This window comes from Planktothrix agardhii (assembly GCF_904830935.1).
In the GTDB taxonomy this organism is placed as follows: domain Bacteria; phylum Cyanobacteriota; class Cyanobacteriia; order Cyanobacteriales; family Microcoleaceae; genus Planktothrix; species Planktothrix agardhii.
The window spans coordinates 4,394,802-4,420,480 of record NZ_LR882952.1; the positions used below are offsets into that span (position 1 = coordinate 4,394,802).

Genomic DNA, 25,679 nt, shown 5'->3' on the forward strand with positions numbered 1-25,679 from the left:
AAACCCTACTATTAATGGTAGCATTTCTAATTTAACTCATGGGGAAATGTTCTATTTATTTAACTAATATCTGCTCCATACTCAGACCAGAGAATTGTGCTTACCCCTAATAAACAATGGTATAAAATAAATCTTTCATTTTTTCCTTTCCCACCTGAGCAAATAATTGATCAAGGGAACCCGCATCCGCAATTAAATGACCTTTTTCTAAAGCCACCCATCTGCCTCGATAATCTTGACGGTGCCGAATCACCCAATTCAGATTTAAAGGGGTATCAGGATTGCGGGAGAGTTGATAAAAAGGCACATTGGGTGACGATAAAATTCTAGCATAACGTTGAATTTTATCGTGATTCGGATAATCTTGACTGGCTTGATTAGAAAGGGTTTGAGCTTGATTAAAATTCCCTTGACCTAACGCCAAATCAATCGCTTGAATTAATTCTTCTGGTGTATCAGCATTCATCCTAAACCAATTCTTCCGGGTGTTCTTGTATCCAATCTTCCCACAAATCCGGGCGACGTTCACGGGTGCGTTGAAGTTGTTGTTGTCTTCGCCATTGCTCAATTTTGCCATGATGTCCTGACAATAAAACATCAGGAACGGGTATTCCTCTAAACACCGCCGGACGAGTATAGTGAGGATAATCTAGTAATCCCTGTTCAAAACTTTCAGCTTTGAGAGATTCCTCCTTTCCCACCGTTCCAGGTAATAATCGCACAACTCCATTTAAGAGTGCCATGGCTGGAATTTCTCCCCCGGTCAGAACAAAATCCCCCAAAGAAACTTCCCGGGTTACTAAGGAGATAATTCGTTCATCAATGCCTTCATAATGTCCACAAATTAAGACAATCTGATCACAGTTTAACGCTAAATCTCGGAATAGCTCTTGGTGCATTTGTTCCCCTTGGGGGGTCAAAAAAATCACTTCCCGACGGGGTAATATGGGTAAGGACTCAACCGCCGCATAAATCGGTTCTGGTTTTAAAACCATCCCCACACCGCCGCCAAAAGGTTCATCATCGACTCGGTGATGTTTGTCCTGGGTGAAATCCCGGGGATTAACTAAATGGACATGAGCAATTTCTTTCCCCAGGGCTTTACTCAGAAGACCTGAGCTAAGGGGAGACGTAAAAAAATCAGGGAATAGAGTAATAATGTCAAAACGCACAGTATTATTAATTGATCAATTAGGCTTAAAATTTTTTTAAGCTCAAACTTGTAACAAACATTTCATAGTATATGATAGTCCATAAACTAAAATATTTGTTAATTTGTATCAAAATATACTAAAATGGGTCAGCTTTTTTGAATCGGGCTTTGCTACCCGAATTGGGTTCGGTATGAATTTCGCCCTTGAAACAATTAGGAGTCCAAGGCTGATCCTTGAGGTGACTATCCCTAAAAAACCCGTTACCGTTCTTCTCCAATCAGAGGAATCCACCCGGTGGATTCCGATCGGGGAGAGTCGGAGATCAGGTCTTTGTTTCCACAGGGAAATCAAAATCAGCCCCATAAAAAAGGATGGCTAACCTAATCACTCCCGTGGCTGAACCCAGTATAGATTGATTCGAGGAGACACACTATGCAGCAGTTGACATCTCAAGCCCTTGAACAAATGATTCCCCAACAAACCAAAACCTCTATCATGATTATTGGTGGAGCCGAAGACAAAGTTCATGGACGTGAGATTCTGCAAACCTTTGTTCACCGGGCTGGTGCTTCCAACGCCCACCTTGCCATCATTCCCTCTGCCTCCCGCGAACCAGTGGTTCAGGGAGAGAGATATAAAAAAATCTTTGAGGAAATGGGGGCCACATCCATTGAAGTCTTTGATATTCGGGAACGCCATCATTGTGAAGATCCCAAGTGGCACGCCTTCTTAGAAACCTGTACCGGGGTATTTATGACGGGGGGGGATCAATTGCGGCTTTATAGCTTATTAGCCGATACCCTGCTGATGGAAAAAATTAGAACCGGAGCCAGACAAGGGCGCATGGCCTTGGCTGGAACCAGTGCTGGAGCCGCCGTAATGGGCCACCAAATGATTGCCGGAGGCGGAAGTGGGGAATCTCCCAATCGCTCCCTGGTAGATATGGCAACGGGCTTAGATATTGTGCCAGAATTAGTTGTAGATCAACACTTCCATAACCGGAATCGCATGGCACGGTTAGTGAGTGCTGTCGCAGCCCACCCCGACAAAATTGGCATTGGCATTGATGAGGATACCTGTGCCCTATTTGAAGCCCAAGGTTTACTGCGGGTCGTAGGAAAGGGATGTGTAACCATTGTGGATACCCACGAAATGTCCTATACCAATTTAGTGAATGCTGGAGCCACCGATCCCCTAAGTGTATTCAATTTGCGGGTACATATTCTATCCTATGGTGATCAGTATAACTTTCACTCCCGTCGTCCAAGTTCTGCTCCCAGTGTGTAAATTGACATACATGATCGGTGAACTTTGCCAAATTCAAGGTTTTCCCCTCTAATTTGAAGATGGGAAACCCTGATTAGGGGTGATTGGGAATCGGCAAGTCTCGAAAAGAAAATCGGAAATCCCCAACTGCTCTGATCTAGCAAAGTTCAATAGTTCTGAAAAACTGTTCACTGCAAACAGTTTACAAGTCACCTTAGCTAGAAATTTAATAAAGCGGACTATCATCCCGGCCCATTCGGAGCATTATACTCACACCAATATGAAAATTCTTAAAATACAAACCTTAAGAGGCCCTAACTACTGGAGTATCCGACGCCATCAACTGATTGTGATGCGTTTGGATTTGGAAGAATTAACGGAACGCTATAGCAGCGATATTCCAGGCTTCTATAACGGCTTAACTTCCGCTCTCCCGAGTTTAATTGAACATCACTGCTCACCGGGTGTCCGAGGGGGGTTCCTCAGTCGGGTAGAACGGGGAACTTTAATGGGACATATTATCGAACACATCGCCCTGGAACTCCAACAGTTGGCCGGAATGACCGTAGGATTTGGTCGCACCCGTGAAACCTCCAGTCCGGGGATTTTTCAGGTGGCGTTTGAATATGATAACGAACACGCTGGGCGTTATGCGGGCCGAGCCGCTGTCCGACTGTGCCAAAGTATTGCGGATACGGGAACCTATCCCAGCGAAGAACTTGCCCAAGATATTGAAGATCTCAAAGAATTAAAAGCTCAAGCCTCCCTTGGCCCTAGCACAGAAACCATTATTAAAGAAGCCGAAGCCCGGGATATTCCCTGGCAACAACTGAATGCTCGGTTTATGATTCAGTTTGGTTATGGATGTTATCAAAAACGGATTCAAGCCACCCTCAGTAACCAAACCGGAGTTTTAGCCGTAGAGTTGGCCTGTGATAAAGAAGGGACAAAACAAATTCTCCGAGATGCGGGGGTTCCGGTTCCCAGAGGAACGGTGATTCGCTATTTGGATGAACTCCAAGATGCCATTCATGAAGTCGGAGGCTATCCCATTGCCATTAAACCCCTCGATGGCAACCATGGACGGGGGATTACCCTGGATATTACCAAATGGGAAACGGCGGTCATGGCCTACGAGGAAGCCAGTAATGCCTCTAAAACCCGCAGTGTGATTTTGGAACGCTTCTATACAGGTCGGGATCATCGGGTGTTAGTGGTGAATGGCAAAATGGTAGCCGTGGCGGAACGGGTTCCGGCCCATGTAGTCGGGGATGGCAAATTAACCATTGAACAATTAATCGAAAAAACCAATCGTGATCCCCGTCGGGGCGATGGCCATGATAATGTCCTCACCCGAATTGTGGTGGATAAAACCGTGCTGTCCATGATTGCGGAGAAAGGTCATACCCTAGAAAGCGTTATGCCCCCCGGAGAAATCTGTTTTCTGCGGGCTACGGCTAACTTAAGTACGGGAGGCAGTGCCATTGACCGCACCGATGAAGTTCACCCGGATAATGTCTGGCTATTTGCTCGAATTGCTAAAATTATCGGTTTGGATATTGCCGGAATTGATGTGGTGACGCCCGATATTTCTAAACCTCTGCGGGAAGTCGATGGGGTGGTGGTGGAAGTGAATGCCGCCCCGGGTTTCCGAATGCACGTCGCCCCCAGTGAAGGTTTACCCAGAAATGTTGCAGGGGCGGTGATGGATATGTTGTTTCCCCCTGGCCAGCCCAGTCGCGTCCCGATTTTGGCCGTCACCGGAACCAATGGCAAAACCACTACTACCCGTTTGTTAGCTCACATCATTAAACAAACCGGGTTAGCGGTTGGCTATACAACTACCGACGGGATTTATATTGGGGAACATTTAGCCGAACCTGGGGACAATACCGGGCCCCAAAGCGCCCAACTGATTCTGCGTGATCCGATGGTAGAAGTTGCTGTCCTTGAATGTGCGCGGGGTGGGATTCTGCGGGCGGGGCTAGGGTTCGATACCTGTGATGTCGGTGTGGTCTTGAATGTGTCGGCGGATCATTTGGGCTTGGGGGATATTGATACCCCGGAACAAATGGCGAAGGTGAAAAGTGTTGTGGCTGAAGTAGTGATGCCGAAAGGCTATGCGGTGTTGAACGCTGATGATCCGTTGGTGGTACAAATGGCCGAACGGGTAAAGGCTCAAATCGCCTATTTCACCATGAATCCTGATAATGAAATTGTGTTGAAACACACGGAATCCGGGGGATTGGCAGCCGTCTATGAAAATGGCTATCTGTCTATTTTAAAAGGAGATTGGACGCTACGGATTGAACAGGCGGTGAATGTTCCGATCACGATGAATGGTCGCGCTCCGTTTATGATTGCTAATGCTTTGGCCGCTTGTTTGGCCGCCTTTGCCCAAGGGGTAAAAATAGAGCATATTCGGGCGGGTTTGTCAACCTTTATCGCCTCGACTTCCCAAACCCCCGGACGGATGAATTTATTTAATATGGGGAGTTATCACGCCCTGATTGATTATGCCCACAACCCGGCAAGTTACATAGCATTAGGGGCGTTTGTGAAAAATTGGCCGGGGCATCGGATTGGGGTGATTGGTGGCCCAGGCGATCGCCGGGATGAAGATTTTGTCACCTTGGGTCAATTGGCTGCGGATATCTTTGATGAGATTATTGTCAAGGAGGATGATGATACCCGGGGCCGAGAACTGGGTTCGGCAGCTCAGTTAATCAGCCAGGGGATTCAGCAAGTTTTAGGCACTATTCCTGGCCGTCAGGTACGTTATGAAACAATTCTTAATGAAACCCAAGCGGTGAATACGGCTTTGGATCGGGCTGGGGCGGGATCGTTAGTAGTGATTCTACCCGAAAGTGTGAATCGCGCGATTAAATTAATTGAGGTTCGTAACCCCATTCAGGAGTCTATTGACAATTCCCATTCTCCGAGTCTTAATTCCTCAACGGTGATCCAATCTTCGATCACACTGTAGGGGCGGGTTCGAGTTAACCTTTGCTACCCACAAACAACCTCCCAAAACCCGCCCAGACATCACCCCAAATTAACGATTAATTCAATATTATTCTGGGGTTGGGCGGGTTTATAATGATTAGTTGTTGGAAACGGATATTAGTACGGAACCCGCCCCTACGGGGTTTGAAGAAATTAGGACTTGTGGGAATTCTGTTCCGTCTCAGAGGAGACTGAATCAGAAATATCTGGGGGGGTAGAGAATCCATCTTTAAACCCCTTAAGACTTTGGCCCAAACTTTTCCCAATTTCAGGAATTTTTTTAGGGCCAAAAATTAACAGCGCCACCACTAAAATAATTGCAATTTCTGGCCAACCTAAACCAAACATAATCTTTAGCTGCCTTTATAAAGGGATAAGTCAACCTTCATACTAAACTGATATAGCAATCCTATTTGAGTTGTGTTTAAAATCCCTGATCAAAAGGGAACACCGGAACAGCCCCCCCAAACCCCCCGTGCACGAGGGGCTAGGGGGGGAGGGATCTGGGGTAATACTTCTGGCCGTTTCATATCAGTATTGAAATGTTACAACCTATTTAGGATTGCTATATTCTATGATATGAGTCTGAAACGTTTAAAATCCTACAATGGTTAACACCTCCTTCCCCTCGATTCGAGAACAACAGCACTCTCTCATCCGCCAACTCGCCAACCAAATTCAGGTTAGTTGGAGCCAGTATCTCGATTTGGAACCCTACCATTTACCAGAAGATTTAGGATATGTGGAGGGACGCTTAGAAGGGGAAAAACTGATCATTGAAAATAAGTGTTATCAAACCCAACACTTTCGGAAACTCCATTTGGAATTGGCTAAAGTTGGCCAAAACCTGGATATTCTCCATTGCGTGATGTTTCCGAGGGTGGAATATGATATCCCCATGTTTGGGGCTGATTTAGTCGGGGGACGGGGCCAAATTAGTGCGGCTATTGTGGATTTATCCCCTACCCATTTAGACCGTAGTTTACCGTTACCCTATCAACAGCAATTACAACCCCAACCGCAACAACAGTTTTCCCAACCCCGTGAAATTCCCACTTGGGGGGATATTTTTTCGGAATTTTGTTTATTTATTCGACCGACAACACCGGAAGAAGAAACTAAATTTTTGCAAATTGTGACGCAATATTTGAAAGTTCATTGTGAATATGCGATCGCTCAAAACCCGATTTCTGAGGAACAAAAATCGGAAATTATTGCAGGTCAACAACGGTATTGTACTCAACAACAACAAAATGATAAAACCCGCCGTGTCTTAGAAAAAGCCTTTGGTGAAGAATGGGCTAATAACTATATGACAACGGTTTTATTTGATCTGGCTCCCAGCTAACTTAAGTTAATTTAGTAGATTCTGATTTACTGCTTTTTTTGCGTTGAGTTTTCCCTTGAGTTTTGGCTTGGGTTGTTTCTTCATGATGAGTTTCATGGGGTGGTGATTTCATCCCCGCAGGTCGAGTTGTACGGAAGGTAACATTGACTCCTTCATTCGATTGTTCTAATACCAATAAAGGCGTTGGTTTGGCTTTTTGATCCCATTCAATATGAACAATTCGTCCTTGAATAGTGGGTTGCCAATTATCATGTTCATCACTGGCGCTTAAATAGGTTTCTAAACAATCAATAATTTCATTAATTGTAGTTGATGTTGATTGAGTGGGTAATTTCATCAGTCGTACTTGAATCCGAAATAACACCCGTTTTTTAGAGTCTCCAGCAATACCCGTTTCATATTCTACATCAAAGATAGAATCGACTTGACGGGCTGTTCCTGCGGTGCTTTGTTCTCCAACAGCCGTTTGAGTTGGGCGGAGGGCGATGGAAATTTGTTGTTTAACTTTCATCTTAATTTGAACAATAATGGCATAGTGGAAAACATCCTCCGCCATCCGCATTCTCAAATAATCTAAGTTAAATTCCCGTGAGTGAATTAAATCCGGGTTTTTCTCCATTTTGGCAACCGTATCGACTGCCAATTTATATTTTTTCTGTAGCTCTTTATTTCTAAATATTTCTGTGTTTACCTGTTTAGTTAAAACCTTAGTTTTTATTTTGAAAAAAACTATACTTCCTAATAGTAAAATAAACAAAATACCCGTCGCCCCCATCCAGATTAGATCCGTACTCATTTGGGGACTTTTAGCAGGAGGTTTTGGGGGCTTTGCTGCCAGCAAAGGCTGAACTAGGATAATTTGATTAGACATAAGTTATAATCACTTAATTTTTAGAATTTGCGATAAAACCGTTGCAACCGATCCAGAATAGGTTAAAATGAAAATGGCATGGATAGTAAATCTTTAGTTGTCCAACGATCAGATTAAATTTATTTTAATGGCTTGTTTTTGATCCCTTAATTTCAGGTAATTCATAAATTCCATACCTGTACTGTTTGATCAAATTTCAGGCTATTAAGAAAAACAAAAATACACCTCTGGTCTTGCCATGATAAATCTATTTAACTCTAAGTTATCAAAAATTCTGTTACATTGTCTAGGATTTAGAAAAAAAATCAGCAAACAGTTCAGGTCAGTTCAATTACTATGATTACACTGATTCTGTCCTAAATAGGAAAATCGACAGTTTCCCCTCTACCGCCCCACCCTGGTTGATCTTTAATACTCTACTGCTATTCTAGCCAAGAGTGTTTCCTGTTCCCTTAATTTTACTGTTGCGTTGTGAGTTACGAACCCCTACACCACAAATACCGTCCCCAAACCTTTGCCCATTTGGTCGGACAAGAGGCGATCGCAACTACCCTCACGAATGCGATCGAATCTCAACGCATCGCCCCAGCTTACCTATTTACCGGGCCGAGGGGAACGGGAAAAACCTCCAGTGCGAGAATTTTGGCCAAATCGCTGAATTGTTTGGCCAATTCCACTCCAACGGCCGCACCTTGCGGGGTTTGTGAGGTTTGCAAAGGGATTACTAATGGATCAACTTTAGATGTAATTGAAATTGATGCGGCTAGTAATACCGGGGTTGATAATATTAGGGAATTAATTGAGCGATCGCAATTTGCTCCGGTTCAATGTCGTTATAAAGTATATGTTATAGATGAATGTCATATGTTAAGTACGGCAGCATTTAACGCCCTATTAAAAACCTTAGAAGAACCTCCAGATCGAGTTGTATTTGTATTAGCAACAACTGACCCACAACGGGTTTTACCTACTATTATTTCCCGGTGTCAACGGTTTGATTTTCGACGAATCCCCCTAGATTCCATGATCAAACATTTAAAATATATTGCCCAACAAGAAGCTATTAATATTGCTGATGATGCGGTTTTTATGGTGGCTCAAATTGCTCAGGGGGGGTTAAGGGATGCTGAAAGTTTATTGGATCAACTTAGTTTATTATCCGGTGAAATTACGGTTGAAAAAGTCTGGGATTTAGTCGGGGCGGTTCCTGAACGGGACTTAATCAGTTTATTAGAAGCGATTGATTCTGGGGATACGGCTATTATTTTAGACTGTATTCGTAACTTATTAAACCGAGGACGGGAACCTTTAATTGTCCTGCAAAATTTAGCCGGATTTTATCGAGATTTATTAATTGCTAAAACCGCATCAACCCGTTCTGATTTAGTCGCACTGACTCAACCGACTTGGGAACAACTTTGTCAATTTTCCCACCGTTGGGATAGTACAATTATATTAGCAGGTCAGAAACATTTACGCGAAAGTGAAGTTCAAATCAAAAATTCAACTCAACCGCGTTTATGGTTAGAAATTATCTTATTAGGTTTACTTCCATCGGCGTTACAAAAATCTGTTATAACTCAAACGGTTACTGTTACCCAAACTCCTCAAAAAACCGTCCAAAACCAATCGGAAACCGTTCCATTTGTACAACGTTCAGAACCTTCAAACCCGTCACAAAACCCAGTTAATTCTCCCGTTTTTCAACCTACATACACCCCCGAACCTCAACCGCAAGTTAAAGCAGAAATTCCCGCACCACCCGCAGAACCGCCTATTGTTACTAATGCTAATTTAGATCAAATTTGGCAACAGGTATTAGATTATATTCAACCCAATGGAACAAAAGCTTTCTTTCGGCAACAAGGACATTTAATCCAGTGTAATTCTGATATTGCATATATTAAAATGAATTCTGAACCTGTACTAAAAATGGCTAAAGAGAGAATATCGAATTTAGAAAAAGCATTTCAACAGGTTTTCGGTCATCCTATTAAAATTAATTTTGATAGTAGAGGCGGAAATTCTATTAATCAAATTCAAGACGTAACTCCCCCGTCGCCCACCTATCCCCCCATCGAAAATCCTAGGGTTTATTCGCCTGAAGTTGTACAAACTCCTGTAATTAATACTCAAGAACAACAACAAATTTCTGAATCTCCAAATCAGAATATTAATAAACAGAATCAAATCGAAACGATTAATAATCATTCATTTAAACCGATTGAAAAAGTAGAAACAGTTCCTATAAGTCCTGAACAAGCAGATACTCAAGCTGTTGCGATCGCATCTCAAAAATTAGTTGATTTTTTTCAAGGAAAAATGATTGAATTAGAAGAAAAACCCACATCTAAAACCGCTACTTTATTAGACAAAAAAGCTGATGCTATTGAAATTAATGAAAATGAAAACTTTATAGAAATTGATGATCTGGATGAAGAAAATGATGATGATTTTTGATCTAGCAGGGAACAGGTACTCGGTTTTTACCCGTAGGGGCGGGTTCTGTAATAAATTATGATACTTACAGATAACTTTAATAAACCCGCCCTCTTTCTCTTTCTGTAGCAAACATTTAGGGATTTCTTCTAATTATTCCAGCGAGCGAGGACGCTCGCACTACAAGAAAAACCAACTCATTTATTGAGCAACTAGGGAGGTTTTTTCTAAGGGGAAACCTAACTGTTCTCGCTGTTCTAAATAGCGTTGGGCGACTCGTCTAGCTAAATTTCTAATTCGACCAATATAACGAGTTCTTTCTGTCACCGCAATCACTCCTCTAGCATCCAATAAATTGAAACTATGGGAACATTTAAGAACATAATCTAAACTCGGTAAAACTAATCCTTTTTCGATTAATTGTTCCGCTTCCTGTTCATATAATCCAAACAAAGTAAACAAAAATTCTGGGTTAGATGCTTCAAAATTATAGGTACATTGTTCTATTTCTCCCTGGAGGTGAACATCCCCATAATTAATTTTATCTGTCCAAGAAATTTTAGTCATCGCATCCACATTTTGTAGATACATGGCTAGACGTTCTAAACCATAGGTAATTTCAATAGAAACGGGACGACAATCAATACTTCCGCATTGTTGAAAATAGGTAAATTGAGTAATTTCCATCCCATCTAACCAGACTTCCCAACCCACACCCCAAGCCCCTAAAGTGGGAGATTCCCAGTTATCTTCTACAAAGCGAATATCATGATCTTCGGGGTTAATTCCTAATAGTTTCAAGGAGTCTAAATAAACCTCTTGAATATTATTAGGAGAGGGTTTAATTAACACTTGATATTGATAATAATGTTGAAAACGATTGGGGTTTTCTCCATAACGGCCATCGGTGGGACGACGACAGGGTTCGACATAGGCGACCGACCAGGGTTCCGGGCCAATGGCGCGTAAAAAGGTATGGGGGTTCATGGTTCCCGCCCCTTTTTCGGTATCATAGGATTGGGCAATCAAACAGCCGCGATCGCTCCAAAATTGATTCAGGGTAGCAATAATTGATTGAAAATTCACGGGATGTAATTTGATCTAATTGTTTTTACGTTAATCAATTTTACCATTAATTTTTAGGCATGGATGAAATGCCTTTAAATAGCATTACTAATCCTCCAATTAAAATTGCGATCGCTATTACCCCCATGACCGCATCTAATACCCCAGTATTTTCCATTTATTGTTAATTTCCTATCATTATTCTGATTCTACCTTAACACAATTCGTTTTTATTGATAGAATAAATATATCCATTAATTCACCGAAAGGCAACATCAATGAAAATCGCCCTTTTAGAATGGACAATCGAAGACTATCATCGCATGATTGATGCTGGAATTCTGGATAATCGATCTGTTGAATTATTGAATGGTCAGATTATTAAAATGTCTCCCGAAGGAATTTTCCACGCTTATTTTAGTGATGCTACAGCAGATTATTTAAGAAATTTATTAGGAAATCGGGCAAAAGTTCGGGAAGGAAAACCGATTACGTTATTTCAATCGAGTTCTGAACCCGAACTCGATCTTGCTATTGTTGAACCCTTGGGAAGTGTTTATTTAGAACATCATCCCTATCCCAATAATATTTTTTGGTTAATTGAGTTTTCTAATTCTAGTTTAACAAAAGATTTAGAGCAAAAAAGCAAAGTCTACGCAACAGAAAATATTCGAGAATATTGGGTTGTGAATTTGCAAAATCAAACGTTAATTGTATTTAGAAATCCTCAACAGGGTGATTATCAATCTCAAGAGATTTTAACTCAAGGAGACATTTATCCTCTGGCTTTTCCTGATATGGCGGTTTCTGTTCAGAGGTTATTAGTTGTTTAGTTAGAAAGCGATTACAACTTTTCCAAAATTATTACAGGAATTAAAATACTACTGTTCATGATTTTAGAATATGTTGTGCTATTTTTATAGCTGTTGGTGCGCCCTTGGGATTAGCTGATGCAAAACACAGGAGATATAGAGGTGTATTTTGGGAATTAAGCAAAAGTAGAGGATTTTCAGCTACACCTGCAAATATAATTTTTAATCTTTCAATAAAAAATCTCCCTATTAATTTATAGTCAGCAATTTTTTCCGTTTCTGTATAAGTTCCAAATAAGTTAGTTTTTTCAGAAATTGTATAAAATGTATCCCACCAACTTGTTGTTCCAAATGTTTCATTCAGTTTGTTTCTAACGGATTCACTTATATTACCATCTCGCTTGAGTAATCGATTAATCGCTATTCCTACGGGAAACAAATACCATAAATCAATTGCTTGAGTTTGGGCTATTGCTTCAATAGTCTTCCAAGGAACTTGCATTCCAAAAGGATCAAGGAAAAGAACCGCACGATGTCGTTCCCAATTAGTATTTTGATTACATTTTCTTTTTAGAAATGTATTAGCATCCGAATGAACGATTTCAATTTTGTCGGATAAATGGTTAAATTCAATTTTGAGATTATTTAATTCTTTTATTTTTTCCTCATCTTTTTCTACAAAAATATATTTATTAAATTCTGGTTTAACTTGAAGAGCAATTTTGGCAGAACCTTCTATAAATTGTTGAGATTCTGGATCAATCAATTCAGGCAACATTAGCTGACCTTGTTCATCAGGAGTATTAAGTGTTCTATATCCAGTTCCAGCAAAAGCATCTATGTAAGCATATTGGAGAGGGTATTTATTCATAATTGTTGAGTAAGCAACAAGATACTTTTTGACTCTACTCAGTTTTTCTTCTGTCCAATCTCCTCCAAAACGTTGCTTTTTCATAATCTTTATCCTTTAGCTTGCAATTTATTAAAATGTTGAAAATAAAATCAAAATATGATAAGGTAACAGAGTGGATATTTTAATAGATATCAGAAACTAACTTTGATTATCTTTGTTTTGGTTGAAAACTGTTATGTCTATTATCCAGGGAAACGAGAAAATAGTCAATCCCCTACAAAAAAGCAATTTAAACAAGAAGGGATTATGCGATTATGTGATTAATATTGCATCTGGCTGTTTGCATGGATGCACGTTTTGCTATGTTCCCTCAACACCTGCTATTCGTACCCGACAATCACAACTTAAAGAAAAAGGTGTGGATAATCCTCAAATGGACTGGGGAAAATATCTATTTATTCGTGAGGAGATTCCTGAGAAATTAAAAAAAGTTTTAAAAGGCAAAAAAAAATGGAATGAAACTCCATCAGGAAAGGGTGTTGTTTTACTTTGTTCAGGGACTGACCCTTATCAAAATCAACAGGTAGCAAAAATTACTCGTGATACAGTTAAGACTTTACAGGAAAAGAACAAGAGAATTAGAATTTTAACTCGCAGTCCTCTATGGGTAAATGATCTAGATCTTTTCAATTATCCTAATGTAACAGTTGGTATGAGTTTACCCTATTTAGATGATGAACTCAGTCGTCAAATTGAACCCCAGGCCCCTCCTCCATCTAAACGCTATGAAGCTTTATTAAAAGGCAAAAAAGCCGGATGTCGCCTTTATATTGCGATGGCACCCACTCCGCCCACTTTAACTTTAGATAACTTTAAAAATTATTTAGATAAAATCATGACTTTAGAACCAGAAGTAATTTTTTGGGAACCAATTAATGCGCGAGGAACTAATGGAAAACGAATGATTGCAGCAGGCTTAGACTGGGCAAATTCTATCATGACTAAACGTTCCTGGTCAGAAGATTTTTTAAGGCAATGGGAAGATATTGAAACGGCAGCCGAAATAGTGGGTTGTAAAGATAAACTTCATATATGGCCCGATCCAGAGTTAAAAAAATATGTCGATAATCCTCAAAAAGTTATAGATTGGTTACATCGTCCAACAATTGAAAACTGGGTTTGATATTTGCCTATAAAAATTATGTCAGGAGTATTTTATACATAAAAAAAATAAAGTTATAATAAAAATGCTATACTTTAACGATATTCGCCATCTTTCTCTAATCTGTGAGGATGATTATAATGCCAACCTTAACTATAACAACAGAACAAATTATTGATCTAATCCAACAATTGCCATTAAAAGAAAAACGGATCATATTGCTAGAACTTGTGAAAGAAACAGAAACCAAACGTCAAGAACGCTTAGACTATGGTGAAAGTCAATTGCGGAGATTGTGTAATGAAAGAGGAATCAATTGGAATACTTTATCTGACGAAGAACGCGAGGATTTTATTAATGATTTAATTCATGAGGATAGACCATGTATCCAATAGTCGTATTTGATACGAATGTATTGCTATCTGGTCTGGGTTGGCGAGGTAGTCCTTATCGATGTTTGGAATTAGCTAGAACGGGTCAAATTAAGGCGATCACTTGTCAAGAATTATTGGATGAGTTGCTGGAAAAGTTAGAGCAAAAACTCAATTTTACAGATTCTCAAATTACAGATACTTTATCCGATTTATTGAGTTTCTTACAGGTCGTCAAAATTTCTAATACTCTTAATGTTATCATCACTGATCCTGATGATAATATGGTGTTAGAATGTGCGGTTGTTGGTCATGCAAATTATATCGTAACTGGAGATAAAAAACATTTACTTCCTTTACAAAATTATCAAGGAATTGAAATTGTGAATGCAGCAAATTTTTTGAGTTTAATGGGTCAGGGGCGGGTTTAGGTAGGTTAAGGGTGGGATTTTAATATTCTTACAGAACCCCCCTACGAGATGGTTTGATCGATAATGCTATGTGTTTCCATTCTTTTTTACAGAATATTATTGTCATTTAATTAATAAAAACTTTAGAAAAACTAAGAAGTCTGGAAAATATTTTGTACCATTTGTTGATTAGAACGCATCACAGCATTATCTAACGCTGCAACTTCTCCTGAGTCCAAATACCACCCTAACGCCCCTAAATTATCCTTAGCTTGCTCTAGGTTTTTTGCCCCAGGAATCGGAATTGTACCTTTACAAATACACCAATTTAAAGCAACTTGGGTTAAAGTTTTAGACCGAAATTCAGCAATTTCTTTCAGACTGGCTAAAATCGGTTGAATTCCGGGTAACAATTTTTTAAATAATCCCCCACGAATTCCTTTTGGTAAAGGGGTATTTTCTGAGAATTTTCCGGTTAATAATCCTAACCCTAACGGACTATAGGCAATTAATTGAATGCCTAATTCATCACAAACTTTTTTTAACCCTAATTCCGTGACCGGATAGGTTGATAATAAAGAATATTGTACCTGTAAAGTTGAAATCGGAATCCCCCGATCTGCAAATTTTTGATAAACTTTTTTTAACCGTTTCGGCCCATAATTCGATAAGCCAATTCCTTTAACTAATCCCTGTTCATATAAATCTCCTAAACCCGCTAATAAATTCCCTTCTTGCCAAGGAGCGTAATTAGCTGTAGACCAGTGCATTTGAACTAAATCGACATTTTTTCCTAACCGTTTAGCTGAATTTTCAGAGGCATTAATCATTGATTTGCGGGTTAATCTCCAGGGATAAGGAGCTAATTTTGTGGCGATACAAATTTGCTCTTGATTTATTCCTTGATATTCTTGAGAAAACTGTCCTAAAAGCGATTCACTGCGTCCATTTAATTTCCCTGTACCGTAGGAATCTCCCGTATCAAATAAGGTGACACCCTGACTGACACACAAATTAAATACTTGTTGTAACTGTGTATCCATACTGGGATCATAACCCCATAATAGGCGATTTCCCCAGGCCCAGGTTCCGCATCCCATTTTAGGTAAAGATAGGAGTTGATGATTGTTCATAATCACGATTAATAACGATAATAACTGCTCATATTATAAGACAATTAAATCATTATTTTAAAAAAATAGTAAGGAACCACAAAGGCACTAAGACACGAAGGGATAATCGGATTTTTCCGTTAGTAATATGCACATCCCAGATGATGTTTAATGGCTTTGATCTAATAATAACAAAGTTTGTAATAATACATTGGCTCCTTGGGTACAATGTTCGGGGGATGTATATTCGGCTTCGGAATGACTAAAGCCTCCTTGAGAGGGGACAAAAATCATTCCCATATTGGTAATTCTGCCGATTTCTAAGGCATCATGTCCGGCGCGACTGGGAAGATAATCATAATTTAAGTTTAACTGTTTACAAACAGATTCAATACTATATTGAATTTCAGGAGTCGCTAAGGTTGGTTTAACACTGAGTAAGGGAGTTGTTGAAATTGTGGTATTAGTTGAATGGGCGATCAATATTATCTTATTGTGCAATTGTGCCAACATTTCCTGTAAACAATTATCAGATAAATCTCGCATATCTACAGAAAGTTCTACCTGTCCGGGGATAATATTAACTGCATTGGGTAAAACATTAAGATATCCTACGGTTGCTACGGGTTGGGAAGGCATTTTTAACGCTATTTCTCGCACTGCTAAAATTAATTCTGCCGCCGCTATTAACGCATCCTGTCGCATTTCCATGGGTGTTGTTCCGGCGTGGTTGGCTTTTCCAATAATCGTAATTTTTAGGCGCTCCATTCCTACCACACCCTGCACAATTCCAATAGAAACCCCCTTTTGTTCTAATATGGCCCCCTGTTCCACGTGCAGTTCCACAAACGCCACCAGATCTGCCCGTGACCGTCGCGCTGTTGCTAGGTTATCCCAGTTGCCTCCCACCCGTGCTAAACATCCTTGAATCGACTCTCCTGCCTTTGATTGATAACGATCTGGAGCATCAAGTAACACCGTTCCTGCGATCGCCTGAGCACCAATCATGGTACTTTCTTCGTCGGCAAATACTATCACTTCTAGGGGATGATGGAGTTGTAGATTATGGTTTTTTAATGTGTGTACTACTTCTATGCCAGCTAATACCCCCAAAGCTCCATCATAGCATCCGCCCGTGGGTACGGTGTCGATATGGGAACCTGTCCCTAAAGCTGGAGCCGTGGGACTTTTGCCCTGATAGCGACCGATGAGATTTCCGGCTACATCGGTGCTAACGGTCATTCCCGCCTCTAGCATCCACTGTTTGACGGTAGCACGCCCCTCCAAATCCTCCGGGGAAAAGGCGAGGCGACAAATACTACCCGAAGGTTGTTGACCGATTTGGGCTAAAGTGTTGATTCGGTGATGTAGGCGATCGCTATTAATACTAATTTGGGTAATCTTATCCATAATTTGATTCTCCTGAAAACCAATAAATCAAAATTTAATCTTTTTTTAACATCTATTTTTTATTCTTTCCACCATTCTCTTGATTTCCGTACTAGAATACTGTATAAAATGTACTTTACAAGCTCAAAAACCACTATAAATTCCTATAGCGATCGCGCCATAATCAGTTATCAGTGTAATAGTTAATTAATTGACTAATAAATCCTCATTACCCATTACCCATTACCCATTACCCATTATCCATTACCCAAAACCCATTACCCATTCCCTTCTATGACCAATACTAAACGGATCTTTATTTGTGGTTCGGCCCTCCAGGGTCAACCGGATCATAAAAACTTAGGGGAAGCAAAATTGATTAAATCGGCTAAAACCCTACCCATATATCGCTTACACGCGGCGGGCAATGGTTGGCATCCGGCGATTTATGAAATTGGAGAAGACGGAATTTCTATCCCCGGAGAAGTGTATGAAATCTCGCACACCCAGTATGAGCATTTACTGGTTAACGAACCTCCGAATATGTATCCAGGGGACATCAAGTTAGAAGATGGGGAAGTCTTAACTGCGATACTGTATCCGAGGGAATTAATCGAACACTATCAATGGCCAGATATTTCTGCTTTCGGGGGTTGGGCTGCTTATAAAAAATCAAATCCAATTTAATGCGGTAAGGGGTCGCCCGCTATAGTAGTAGTTTACCGGATTAGTCTTTGTGCTAAAATCAAAAAATCTAGTTTATTCTTCCCATAAAAGAGCGATAGCAAATCTAACTAATTCCCCCATCAACGAAATTCTTTCCGTTGGACTGGTGACCTGTTCCCAACGGAATAAACTCTCTTTAAATAGGGGTTCTTGTTGGGCGCGTTGCACAATACCTTGAATAATCACTTGATGTTGTAAATCCTCAAGTTCCACACCATTTTTAGCCAGGAAATCTAATAATCTTTGGACACTAACCACAAATTTTTCCGGTTCCTGCGATCGCAAAATCCCTTGAATTTGACGAGAAATTTCTTGATATAAAGTTTGATGATTATTCCCTTCAATTATAGCAGGAGAGATCACCGCTTCAGGAATTCCATCCAAATCTACGGCCGCGTTAAAAATAGGAACCTCCAAATTTAATAACCCTAAAATGTCCGATCGCTTCTTTACAAGTTTCTGCTTCATGGCCGGATAGGACTTTAAAATCTGTTGACTCAGAAGTTTAGCATTGACTAAATAATTTGCCCTAACATAAAGTAAAAAACTATCCGGTTGAGTTTCAAATCCTTGAATGCTCAACTCAAGTTCATGACTCTCCTGTTCTACTTTAACTAAAGTATAAACCAAGGCTTCCCAATTCGGATATTCCGTAAATTCCACCGGAATTAACTGGCTATCTTCTGGGGAATCTTGAGCCAATTCTCCAGGTAAAAAATTTCGGTCACTGGGATAACGATTTTTGGGTTTTTTATTCGTATAATCAAAATCAGTATAAACATATTCACACTCTACTTTATTCATTTCAACTTCTGATTTTTGCCAATTATAAATACAACATCCCGTTAATTTAGATCCCTCTAAATTTGTTCTAATTAAACGACTTTCGATTAATAAAGTATCTCGTAAATCCGCCTCGCTTAAAATTGTATCTCCCAGATAAGCACCGCTTAAATCCGCCCTGCGAAGGTTTGCCCCCCTTAAATTCGCTTCGGTTAAATTTGACCAAAGTAGATAAACTTCCTCTAAATTTGCCCGTAATAAATAAGCCTTTTTAAAACTGGTTTTTAATAAATAAGCTCCGGTTAAATTTCCTCGACTCAAATCCGCCCCATCAAGAACCGCATCGGTTAAATCTGCTCCCGTTAATACTACTCGGTGCATATCCGCCCCCGTTAAATTCGTAGACCTTAAGGTGGCACCATTTAAGTCTGCTTCCGTTAAGTTGGCTTCAATCAGAATGGCATCTTTTAAATTAGCCCCCGCTAACTGAGATTCTCGTAAATTTGTCCGAGTTAAATTCGCTGCCACCAAACTTGCCCGAGTTAAATTTGCCTCCATTAATTCTGCACCGATTAATACAGCATTATTTAATTTTGCCTGTTCTAAATTAATCTGATCCAATTTCGCGCCCGTTAAATCCGCATTACTTAAATCCGCTTCAATTAAAACTGCCCAATTCAAATCCGCCTGTTGTAAAGTAGCAAATCGTAAGTCCGCCTTTGTCAGATTTGCACCACTTAAATTGCTTTGATTTAGATTACTTTGGGTTAATACCGTACTGTGTAAATCAGCCCGACGAAAACACACTCCCACTAATTGAGTTTTGCTTAATACCGCCCAACTGAGGTTAACGCCTGTGAGGTTCGCGCCTGTGAGGTTAATCTCCTGCAAATTGACACCGCTTAGGTTCACCTCACTTAAATCAATATAGGTAAAATTGCGCTCTCCCGCTTGATACCGATCTAAAAATTCTTGTCTGTTCATGGGACAGCTTGGAACAAGGCTGAAAAGGGTTCATCAACAGTCTATCTTGTTTTTCTGGCCGTGATCAGGGGGATTGGCTTCCCATCCTGACCCAAAATTGTCATCACCCTAAAATTTTTCATTTACCCCTAGACAGACTCTAAATGATCTGTTAGTATATTTAATTGTCACGCTTGGAGAGGTGGCTGAGCGGTCGAAAGCGACAGATTGCTAATCTGTTGTACGGCAGGTAACTCCGTACCGAGGGTTCGAATCCCTCCCTCTCCGTTGTTTAGTATTGAGAAACCCGGTTTCTTTACCGAGGATAAAGCCAATCTTGGATTTCTTGGGTTAACCAGGCGCATTCCTCGGCCACAAATACTTCGCCAATTCTATAGGTTTGGGAAGTAGTGCGAATTACCACCTCATATTTAGATTCTTTTTTTTCCATAAAAACACCGATAATATTACCTATAAAACCCGACTGTAAAGGATATTGAATTCCCCTAGATTTTCGGATAATTCTAAATTCATGGTGATCAAATTCAACCCAGGTTTTTTCATCAATTAAAAATAATATCCAAAGGAAGCCAGAAGCAAATAGGAGTGAAAACAAAAACCAAAATAACATGGGATTGTTAAAAAATATTGGTATAAAAACCGATAATAAGAAACCTAAACCAAAATAAATCATCAAAAAATGCAAACACCCCATTTCCATTTTAAATAGTTTTCCTAACCCTTTGGGCGGGAGATAAATATTTAAACGCTGTGAAGTTTTATCTAGGGAAATTCTACTGTAAAATGGTTGCTTCAGTTTTTGAATTAAAGCGCTTTGGGGGGTAGTATCAGGATTGATTCGAGGACGAATTTTTCCGGCTTTTAACAATTCTAAAGCTTCCCGGGCAGTTGGCAATCGGTTTTCTAAGGAAATTTCTGTTATTTGTTCAATCCATAAAACAAAATTCCGATTTAAACTAACCAGATCTGCAAATTGAATTCGAGAATTCTGTTGAGGTAAATCCGCCGGAGAAGTATTAGTTAATAAATGAATTAATGTGGCTCCTAACGCATATAAATCCGAGGCAGCGACCGCCCGTCCCCAAAATTGTTCTAAGGGTGCATAACCACTGGTTCCGACAACGGTAAAAGTCACTCCTGTCACCGATGCTTGCGCTTGTACGGCTCCAAAATCTACTAAATAAATCTGTTCGGAACCGTCTAAAATTAAATTACTCGGTTTAATATCTCGATGCAAAACCGGAGGACTAAGTTCGTGCAAATAAATCAATATTTTTAAGATATCTTTGGCTATTTTTTTAACTTTGGCTTCAGTAAAACGGTGCCCTTTTTCTAATAGGTCTTGGAGGGATGAACCGGGAATATAATCTTGCACTAATCCAAACCAAGGTAAGCCCCCACCTAGATTTTGATCTATAGAAAAATAATTTCGATAACGGGGAATACGCGGGTGATTTAAGGCTTGTAAAACCTGGGCTTCTCGTTCAAAAAGTTTTAATTCTTCCCAAGCCATTTGGGGGCTAAACGCTAATAACTTTATAATAACTTCTTCTTGAGTTTCTTGATCCATTGCTAACCAAGTTTGGCGTCCGGCGGCGGTACGTCCATATTGATGCTGGAGTTGATAGCGGTCTTGGAGGATTTGTTGTTGATTAAACATATTTAATCTTATGCGTAATTCCTGTTTTACACTGATAACTGATTACTGATAAATGACTAATATGATGAAACAGGTTCCTTCAACGTAAGCGGGCTAAATTATTTGAAGTTTTCTTGGGAAATATTTGGCTTAAAAATCAATAACTTCTGGTAAAAACTCAGGGTCAATAACTTGGATAATAGGATAAGGACAATCTACTGGAAATCTATCCAATGGCAATCCTGTTTCATTACTAGCAGCTTTCTTCCCCCGCCGATAACACTCCGCTAAAACTTCATTTGGAAGCGACTTCAAACTAGGACTTTCTTCGAGTAAATCAGCAATCCGATTTCGTTGTTCATCAATCGTATTTTGCCAAGAACCGCTACGCAAATTAGCTTGATATTGCCATTTGAGTAAATGGTGTAATAATACCTCCAAACGACTTTTCAATTCCCGGCGATCTGATTTTCCCAAACTTTCAATTTCCTCAATGACAGCCTCCCAATCCACTTCTCCAAATTGTCTCCCACGAATAAGTTGTACAGTCCGTTCTGTCCAGGCTAAAAAGTCTATTTCATATAACTTAGATAGGATTTTCGGAGTAGTGGTCATGATTTTTTCCTAATAAAAGGTTCCATTTCTAGTTAAAATATGTGGGATTTTAATACAGCAAAATCACCCTTGCTGTAGCTTCCCATAACACTGCTCAAAGATGAAACAGGTTCCTTCAATTGTAGTCCAATTTCTTCTCACCCTTACAATCGCTGGTTTAGGATGGTATGCTCTGGCCGCATCGGTACGCATACAAGCCGCAACTCCCCAAAAAGCGACTTCCCCCTCCTCCATCCCTCAACCTCAACCTCCTCAACCTCAACCTCAACCCACCATCGACCCCCAACCGGAAGCCCTACGCAATAAACATCGAATTGTGGTAGTTGGAGATAGTATTACCCAAAGTGGAGGACAATATGGCGGTTATGTCTGGCTATTACAACGCTATTTGAATTTACTATATCCTGATAAACCCGTTGAAATCATCAGTTCAGGTGTTTCTGGAAATACTTCAACCCAACTGAATGAAAGATTTAAACAAGATGTTTTAGACAAAAAACCCGATTTAATTACAATTAATATTGGGGTGAATGATGTTTTACAAAGTTTTCAAACTCCGACGACCGCAAGACCAAATATTCCCACAACCCAAGAATATCAGCAAAATTTAACCGCTATGGTACAGGCGGCAACCTCAAAAGCCATTCCAGTTTTATTATTATCACCTACTATTATTCATGAAGATCTCAGTAGTCGAGAAAATCAACGGATTGCGGAATATATCGCGGTAATGCGGGACGTTGCTATGCAATATCGCTGTCAATTTATTGACTTAAATATTCCCTTTCGTCATGTAATTATCACCTATCAACGCTATGGGGGACAGGGACAAAATCTATTAACTCGGGATGGGATTCACCCGAATATTGCCGGACATCAAATTATTGCCTATAATATTCTCAAAAGTTGGGGTGTGCCTGAACCCAAAATCCAAAGTTTAAAAGTCAGTAATTAATTTAATCTTCCATAGCAATTATTATCGGTGTTGATAACCAGGGTTAGGGTATAGCGCTACGCGCAAGGGAACAGGGAACAGGGAACAGGGAACAGGGAACAGGGAACAGGGAACAGTAAGAAGTGAAAGGGTTTCAGGATTTAGAAATGTCCTAACTGTAATGCGTAGTGCTATATCATCCCCAGCATCAGTAATTCCCCCTTTTTGGGAATAGTTTAGAATTGTTAATTTTAATTTGGGACTATCCAATAATGCTGATTTACGCGATAATCAATAACGTCTGAAATTTTCACACCCATTAAGAGGTTAAACTACAAACATCAGAATCCAGTTATTGCGATTATCGTTTATTTTTGTCAGACCCTAAAGTTATAACATCTATTACTGAATATGAAATTACAAGACATTTTAGGAACCGAACAACGTTATGATGTGAAGGTGATCACATCGGATCAGGACTTAGCCCGTCAAATTCAGGTAATTTTAATTAATTTAACCTTGCTTGACCCCCCATCAGATGGCAGCTTTGGACAGAAATCCACCGCAGCTCTGCATCGGTTTCAAACCTTAATGGAATGTGAGGAACCCGGATTTTTAGGGGCGAGAACTGCCAAAAAATTAATAGAAACCAAACGGGAACAACTTCCTACCGATGTTCCGGTTCTTAAAATTACCCAAGAAACAATTTTAAAACTCAGACCCGTGACATCTTCCCAATTAAGTGAAGCTGAGAAAAAAGGCATAAAAGCAGGTCAAGAATTCAAACTTCTAGCCTATGAACCCCTACGCGGTCATATTAGAGTCGCTTTTCGGGGAAATGAATTTGGGGAACAATCAATTTGGTATATATTTGATCAACACGCTGAAATTTATCAAGGGAAAGATTTAGTTTATCCGAAACCCCGTCCTAAAAGTATCAAACTCGCTAATTTTCCCTATAAATCTCAACTGGATAACCTTTATAATCCCACCGGGTCTTGTAATGTGACTTCCATCGCCATGTGTTTGCAATATTTAGGTATTCCTCGGCGTAGCAGTAGCGGTCAATTTGAAGACGAGCTCTATGAATATGCCATCAAAAAAGGCTATAGCCGCTGGAGTCCCTACGACTTAGCCAAAATTGCCCGAGATTATGGGGCTAAAGATTACTTTTCCGAACGAACAACTATAGAGGAATTACAAGACTGGTTAGCTGATGGTAAACCGGCGGTACTTCATGGTTATTTTACTGCCTTTGGTCATGTTATGCCCGTGGTGGGTTATGACGAAAAAGGCTTACTGGTACATGACCCCTATGGAGAATGGTTTCCTTCGGGATATCGCACGGATTTGAGTGGTGCTTATTTACCCTATTCCTACAATTTAATCCGTCGAGTTTGTATGCCCGATGGGAATTTTTGGGTACATTTTATTTCGACTTAATTTCTTGTTTCTGGGGCTATCCTCAAAGTCCCCCTTGAGATGGGGGATTGAGGGGAAGCTGACGAATCCTTAAACAGATAGTTTAGGCATAGCACCCCTAGGTTTGATTAGCTATCTTTAATATAAAGTAGGGAACACCGAATTAGAAACAACTTATGCTGTTTCTAATTCGGGAATTAATGGCTTTTAAACAGGAAAATTAGTGCGATCGCGACCAAGGGAAGTTAAGGGTTTTGTTGGGCGAGTTTCTATTAGCGGAACTTCGGCTTGATCATAAATGTGCCATTGTTCAATTTTATGATTGCGGAAAATCGGCGCCGCCCGTTGAACTTCATCTTTTGTACCACTGATCACCACAACGGAGTCACCCCGATTTAGGCGATCATTATAGATTTTGGTCTGTTCGGTGGGAATACCGTCTCCCATACCATCAAAGCGATCGATCATTTCAATATCCGCAAACTCTTGTCGTTTCGGCTGATGAGAGACTAAACGAATCTGAGTTAAGGGGAAACCTGTACTTCTTAAATCCGTAATCGCCTGTTCGGTATCCTGTGGATTGGAGAACACACCCATCGCCCGTTTATTGCCGTTGGTATGTAGGGAATGGTCTGAATTAGGGAAAGTAATATCTCGGTTGAGGTGTTCCGGGGACATGGAGGCAAGACCGGGGGCATCATAAACCCTGTATTCGCGAATATTATGGGTTTGTAAAATTTGGTGGGCGCGGGCAAGATCCGCCTCGTTGCCATCGACAATCACCAAATATTCACCGCGACCGATGCAGTCGTTATAGATTTTGGCATCTGCTTCAGGAATTCCCAGGCCAATTAATCCCCCTAATAAACCTCCGGTGGCAACCCCAATCGCTGTCCCGGCTAAGGTAGTTGCGATCGCTGTAGCAGCGGCTCCCGCTAACATAATCGGGCCAATTCCAGGGATGGCGACACTGCCTAAACCGACTAATAACCCGGTTAGTCCACCTAAAACCCCCCCAGTGGTCACACCTAAAGCAGCCCCTTCTTCGGCTTTATTATCAACTCGGTTGGCAACGTGATTCTCGGAAACGGAATCACTGATATCGGCTCCAGCAATGTTGTCCTCATGAATTGCATCTTTTGTCATCACAGAAATCTGATTCATCGGAAAACCAGAGTCTCTCAAGGCATAAAGAGCTTCTTCGGCCGTACTCCGGTTCGGAAATACACCTACGGCACGCCGATTTTTAGTCGCCACAGAATTAGACTGACTGATGACCATAATATTGTTCCTTGAAAATATCTTATTTGTTTGTGTT

The 25,679-nt window shown here is 40.4% G+C and carries 23 protein-coding genes and 1 tRNA gene; 12 read left to right on the forward strand and 12 right to left on the reverse strand.

Going from position 1 to position 25,679, the window contains the following annotated elements; all coding sequences use genetic code 11:
• Positions 1-106: 106 nt before the first annotated feature.
• Positions 107-466, reverse strand: a complete 360-nt coding sequence (locus NMG88_RS20130; RefSeq protein ID WP_254035743.1) for a hypothetical protein — start codon at positions 464-466, stop codon at positions 107-109.
• Between the two features lies 1 nt (position 467).
• Positions 468-1,172, reverse strand: a complete 705-nt coding sequence (trmD, locus tag NMG88_RS20135; protein WP_254035744.1) for a tRNA (guanosine(37)-N1)-methyltransferase TrmD — start codon at positions 1,170-1,172, stop codon at positions 468-470.
• Between the two features lie 414 nt (positions 1,173-1,586).
• Between trmD and NMG88_RS20140 the strand changes: the two genes are divergently transcribed.
• Both NMG88_RS20140 and cphA read left to right on the forward strand, forming a co-directional pair.
• On the forward strand, positions 1,587-2,441 hold the full coding sequence (locus NMG88_RS20140) for a cyanophycinase (protein WP_026788691.1): 855 nt from the start codon (positions 1,587-1,589) through the stop codon (positions 2,439-2,441).
• A 259-nt stretch (positions 2,442-2,700) separates the two neighbouring features.
• On the forward strand, positions 2,701-5,406 hold the full coding sequence (gene cphA / locus NMG88_RS20145) for a cyanophycin synthetase (protein ID WP_254035745.1): 2,706 nt from the start codon (positions 2,701-2,703) through the stop codon (positions 5,404-5,406).
• Between the two features lie 173 nt (positions 5,407-5,579).
• Here the strand turns inward: cphA and tatA are convergent, their stop codons facing one another.
• On the reverse strand, positions 5,580-5,774 hold the full coding sequence (gene tatA / locus NMG88_RS20150) for a twin-arginine translocase TatA/TatE family subunit (RefSeq protein WP_026795770.1): 195 nt from the start codon (positions 5,772-5,774) through the stop codon (positions 5,580-5,582).
• 259 nt (positions 5,775-6,033) lie between these two features.
• Between tatA and NMG88_RS20155 the strand changes: the two genes are divergently transcribed.
• A complete protein-coding gene (locus NMG88_RS20155) occupies positions 6,034-6,774 on the forward strand; it encodes a phycocyanobilin:ferredoxin oxidoreductase (RefSeq protein ID WP_026788694.1) in 741 nt (246 codons plus the stop codon).
• Position 6,775: 1 nt separating this feature from the next.
• Here NMG88_RS20155 and NMG88_RS20160 read toward each other — a convergent pair whose 3' ends face one another.
• On the reverse strand, positions 6,776-7,645 hold the full coding sequence (locus tag NMG88_RS20160; RefSeq protein WP_042156317.1) for a hypothetical protein: 870 nt from the start codon (positions 7,643-7,645) through the stop codon (positions 6,776-6,778).
• Positions 7,646-8,116: 471 nt separating this feature from the next.
• On the opposite strand from NMG88_RS20160, the gene NMG88_RS20165 reads away from it, so the two are divergent.
• Positions 8,117-10,105, forward strand: coding sequence for a DNA polymerase III subunit gamma/tau (locus NMG88_RS20165; RefSeq protein WP_254035746.1), 1,989 nt, complete (start codon positions 8,117-8,119; stop codon positions 10,103-10,105).
• Positions 10,106-10,285: 180 nt separating this feature from the next.
• Here NMG88_RS20165 and glyQ read toward each other — a convergent pair whose 3' ends face one another.
• The gene (gene glyQ, locus NMG88_RS20170; protein WP_042156321.1) at positions 10,286-11,170 is read right to left on the reverse strand and encodes a glycine--tRNA ligase subunit alpha; all 885 of its coding nucleotides are present in this window, start codon (positions 11,168-11,170) and stop codon (positions 10,286-10,288) included.
• A 257-nt stretch (positions 11,171-11,427) separates the two neighbouring features.
• Here glyQ and NMG88_RS20175 point away from each other — a divergent pair, with 257 nt between their 5' ends.
• Positions 11,428-11,982: a Uma2 family endonuclease gene (locus tag NMG88_RS20175; RefSeq protein WP_254035747.1), complete on the forward strand. Its 555-nt coding sequence runs from the start codon at positions 11,428-11,430 to the stop codon at positions 11,980-11,982.
• Positions 11,983-12,037: 55 nt separating this feature from the next.
• Here the strand turns inward: NMG88_RS20175 and NMG88_RS20180 are convergent, their stop codons facing one another.
• Positions 12,038-12,916, reverse strand: a complete 879-nt coding sequence (locus NMG88_RS20180) for a three-Cys-motif partner protein TcmP (RefSeq protein ID WP_026797031.1) — start codon at positions 12,914-12,916, stop codon at positions 12,038-12,040.
• Positions 12,917-13,049: 133 nt separating this feature from the next.
• Between NMG88_RS20180 and NMG88_RS20185 the strand changes: the two genes are divergently transcribed.
• The 3 genes from NMG88_RS20185 to NMG88_RS20195 all read left to right on the forward strand — a co-directional run bounded on the left by NMG88_RS20185 (position 13,050) and on the right by NMG88_RS20195 (position 14,778).
• On the forward strand, positions 13,050-13,997 hold the full coding sequence (locus tag NMG88_RS20185; protein WP_040957289.1) for an SPL family radical SAM protein: 948 nt from the start codon (positions 13,050-13,052) through the stop codon (positions 13,995-13,997).
• Between the two features lie 119 nt (positions 13,998-14,116).
• Positions 14,117-14,371 carry a hypothetical protein gene (locus NMG88_RS20190; protein WP_026788701.1) on the forward strand — a complete coding sequence of 85 codons (255 nt, stop codon included), beginning with the start codon at positions 14,117-14,119 and terminating at the stop codon, positions 14,369-14,371.
• Positions 14,359-14,778, forward strand: a complete 420-nt coding sequence (locus NMG88_RS20195; RefSeq protein ID WP_026797032.1) for a putative toxin-antitoxin system toxin component, PIN family — start codon at positions 14,359-14,361, stop codon at positions 14,776-14,778. The genes NMG88_RS20190 and NMG88_RS20195 overlap by 13 nt, the downstream gene beginning before the upstream one ends.
• Before the next feature lie 131 nt (positions 14,779-14,909).
• On the opposite strand, the gene NMG88_RS20200 is transcribed toward NMG88_RS20195, so the two are convergent.
• Together NMG88_RS20200 and NMG88_RS20205 are read right to left on the reverse strand one after the other, a co-directional pair.
• Positions 14,910-15,890, reverse strand: a complete 981-nt coding sequence (locus NMG88_RS20200) for an aldo/keto reductase (RefSeq protein WP_042156327.1) — start codon at positions 15,888-15,890, stop codon at positions 14,910-14,912.
• Between the two features lie 147 nt (positions 15,891-16,037).
• The gene (locus tag NMG88_RS20205) at positions 16,038-17,279 is read right to left on the reverse strand and encodes a Zn-dependent hydrolase (RefSeq protein ID WP_026788703.1); all 1,242 of its coding nucleotides are present in this window, start codon (positions 17,277-17,279) and stop codon (positions 16,038-16,040) included.
• A 273-nt stretch (positions 17,280-17,552) separates the two neighbouring features.
• On the opposite strand from NMG88_RS20205, the gene NMG88_RS20210 reads away from it, so the two are divergent.
• Entirely contained in the window at positions 17,553-17,945 is a 393-nt protein-coding gene (locus NMG88_RS20210) for an allophanate hydrolase-related protein (RefSeq protein ID WP_227351246.1), read from the forward strand.
• 72 nt (positions 17,946-18,017) lie between these two features.
• Here the strand turns inward: NMG88_RS20210 and NMG88_RS20215 are convergent, their stop codons facing one another.
• Entirely contained in the window at positions 18,018-19,751 is a 1,734-nt protein-coding gene (locus NMG88_RS20215; protein ID WP_227351247.1) for a pentapeptide repeat-containing protein, read from the reverse strand.
• A 175-nt stretch (positions 19,752-19,926) separates the two neighbouring features.
• Between NMG88_RS20215 and NMG88_RS20220 the strand changes: the two genes are divergently transcribed.
• Positions 19,927-20,018, forward strand: a tRNA-Ser gene (locus NMG88_RS20220).
• 28 nt (positions 20,019-20,046) lie between these two features.
• Here NMG88_RS20220 and NMG88_RS20225 read toward each other — a convergent pair.
• On the reverse strand, positions 20,047-21,411 hold the full coding sequence (locus NMG88_RS20225; protein ID WP_227398094.1) for a serine/threonine protein kinase: 1,365 nt from the start codon (positions 21,409-21,411) through the stop codon (positions 20,047-20,049).
• Positions 21,412-21,540: 129 nt separating this feature from the next.
• The gene (locus tag NMG88_RS20230) at positions 21,541-22,005 is read right to left on the reverse strand and encodes a DUF29 domain-containing protein (RefSeq protein WP_026797037.1); all 465 of its coding nucleotides are present in this window, start codon (positions 22,003-22,005) and stop codon (positions 21,541-21,543) included.
• 100 nt (positions 22,006-22,105) lie between these two features.
• On the opposite strand from NMG88_RS20230, the gene NMG88_RS20235 reads away from it, so the two are divergent.
• Together NMG88_RS20235 and NMG88_RS20240 are read left to right on the forward strand one after the other, a co-directional pair.
• Positions 22,106-22,960, forward strand: a complete 855-nt coding sequence (locus NMG88_RS20235) for an SGNH/GDSL hydrolase family protein (protein ID WP_052369673.1) — start codon at positions 22,106-22,108, stop codon at positions 22,958-22,960.
• A 390-nt stretch (positions 22,961-23,350) separates the two neighbouring features.
• A complete protein-coding gene (locus NMG88_RS20240; protein ID WP_042156336.1) occupies positions 23,351-24,382 on the forward strand; it encodes a C39 family peptidase in 1,032 nt (343 codons plus the stop codon).
• A gap of 186 nt (positions 24,383-24,568) precedes the next feature.
• Here NMG88_RS20240 and NMG88_RS20245 read toward each other — a convergent pair whose 3' ends face one another.
• Positions 24,569-25,642 (reverse strand): hypothetical protein, encoded by a 1,074-nt coding sequence (locus NMG88_RS20245; RefSeq protein WP_227364765.1) that lies wholly within the window; start codon positions 25,640-25,642, stop codon positions 24,569-24,571.
• Between the last annotated feature and the right edge of the window lie 37 nt (positions 25,643-25,679).

Bases quoted from the DNA above. Each gene is read 5' to 3' on its own strand.
- NMG88_RS20190 (WP_026788701.1), top strand. From the start codon at position 14,117: ATGCCAACCTTAACTATAACAACAGAACAAATTATTGATCTAATCCAA.
- NMG88_RS20210 (WP_227351246.1), top strand. From the start codon at position 17,553: ATGACCAATACTAAACGGATCTTTATTTGTGGTTCGGCCCTCCAGGGT.
- NMG88_RS20155 (WP_026788694.1), top strand. From the start codon at position 6,034: ATGGTTAACACCTCCTTCCCCTCGATTCGAGAACAACAGCACTCTCTC.
- NMG88_RS20130 (WP_254035743.1), bottom strand. From the start codon at position 466: ATGAATGCTGATACACCAGAAGAATTAATTCAAGCGATTGATTTGGCG.
- cphA (WP_254035745.1), top strand. From the start codon at position 2,701: ATGAAAATTCTTAAAATACAAACCTTAAGAGGCCCTAACTACTGGAGT.
- NMG88_RS20205 (WP_026788703.1), bottom strand. From the start codon at position 17,279: ATGGATAAGATTACCCAAATTAGTATTAATAGCGATCGCCTACATCAC.
- NMG88_RS20140 (WP_026788691.1), top strand. From the start codon at position 1,587: ATGCAGCAGTTGACATCTCAAGCCCTTGAACAAATGATTCCCCAACAA.
- NMG88_RS20215 (WP_227351247.1), bottom strand. From the start codon at position 19,751: ATGAACAGACAAGAATTTTTAGATCGGTATCAAGCGGGAGAGCGCAAT.
- NMG88_RS20240 (WP_042156336.1), top strand. From the start codon at position 23,351: ATGAAATTACAAGACATTTTAGGAACCGAACAACGTTATGATGTGAAG.
- NMG88_RS20200 (WP_042156327.1), bottom strand. From the start codon at position 15,890: ATGAACAATCATCAACTCCTATCTTTACCTAAAATGGGATGCGGAACC.
- NMG88_RS20185 (WP_040957289.1), top strand. From the start codon at position 13,050: ATGTCTATTATCCAGGGAAACGAGAAAATAGTCAATCCCCTACAAAAA.
- tatA (WP_026795770.1), bottom strand. From the start codon at position 5,774: ATGTTTGGTTTAGGTTGGCCAGAAATTGCAATTATTTTAGTGGTGGCG.
- NMG88_RS20175 (WP_254035747.1), top strand. From the start codon at position 11,428: ATGAAAATCGCCCTTTTAGAATGGACAATCGAAGACTATCATCGCATG.
- NMG88_RS20225 (WP_227398094.1), bottom strand. From the start codon at position 21,411: ATGTTTAATCAACAACAAATCCTCCAAGACCGCTATCAACTCCAGCAT.
- NMG88_RS20230 (WP_026797037.1), bottom strand. From the start codon at position 22,005: ATGACCACTACTCCGAAAATCCTATCTAAGTTATATGAAATAGACTTT.
- NMG88_RS20160 (WP_042156317.1), bottom strand. From the start codon at position 7,645: ATGTCTAATCAAATTATCCTAGTTCAGCCTTTGCTGGCAGCAAAGCCC.
- NMG88_RS20245 (WP_227364765.1), bottom strand. From the start codon at position 25,642: ATGGTCATCAGTCAGTCTAATTCTGTGGCGACTAAAAATCGGCGTGCC.
- NMG88_RS20180 (WP_026797031.1), bottom strand. From the start codon at position 12,916: ATGAAAAAGCAACGTTTTGGAGGAGATTGGACAGAAGAAAAACTGAGT.
- NMG88_RS20195 (WP_026797032.1), top strand. From the start codon at position 14,359: ATGTATCCAATAGTCGTATTTGATACGAATGTATTGCTATCTGGTCTG.
- NMG88_RS20235 (WP_052369673.1), top strand. From the start codon at position 22,106: ATGAAACAGGTTCCTTCAATTGTAGTCCAATTTCTTCTCACCCTTACA.